Below are 431 nucleotides of genomic sequence, written 5' to 3'. Positions count from 1 at the left end.
ACTGGCGCCATTCGTAGGTGTCGCAGCGGATTCCTTCGTAGATCACGTTGCGCGCGCCGCCCGCGCTCAGGTCACCAGGGCGATGCCGTGTTCGCGCAGGCTGCTCTCGTAGCGCGGGTTCGGCTGCGCATCGGAGATCACGTAGTGGAAGTCGGTCAGTTCGGCGAAATAAGCCGCGCGGACTTCGTCGAACTTGCTGTGGTCGACCAGCAGGAAGCGGTTCTGCGCGCGCTGCATCGCCTTCTTCTTGGCGTCCACTTCATGGAAGTTGAAGCAGGTCACGCCGCAGCGCTCGCTCACGCCGGCCGCCGAGATGAAGGCCTTCGAGACGCGCACCGTGTCAAGGATGCCGGTCTCGGCCACCGATTCGAATACCATGTTCTTGCGGTGATAGACCCCGCCGCACAGAATCACGCTGCAATGCGGCTTCT

At 62.9% G+C, this 431-nt stretch carries 1 protein-coding gene and 1 pseudogene; both read right to left on the bottom strand.

Annotated features, from left to right (window positions below; all coding sequences use genetic code 11):
- Positions 1 to 70, bottom strand: a 70-nt coding sequence (locus HWX22_RS31680) for a CNP1-like family protein (protein ID WP_279610445.1), incomplete at its 3' end; no start/stop codon positions are given.
- A pseudogene (locus tag HWX22_RS31675) lies at positions 67 to 431 on the bottom strand (DNA-binding transcriptional repressor DeoR); the annotation flags it as partial. The pseudogene HWX22_RS31675 and the gene HWX22_RS31680, both read right to left, overlap by 4 nt.

It is taken from the genome of Burkholderia sp. BCC1638, assembly GCF_902833195.1.
GTDB classification, from domain to species: Bacteria; Pseudomonadota; Gammaproteobacteria; order Burkholderiales; family Burkholderiaceae; genus Burkholderia; species Burkholderia diffusa.
The sequence above is the reverse complement of the archived record's forward strand: the minus strand, read 5'-3'. Positions and strand labels throughout refer to the sequence as shown.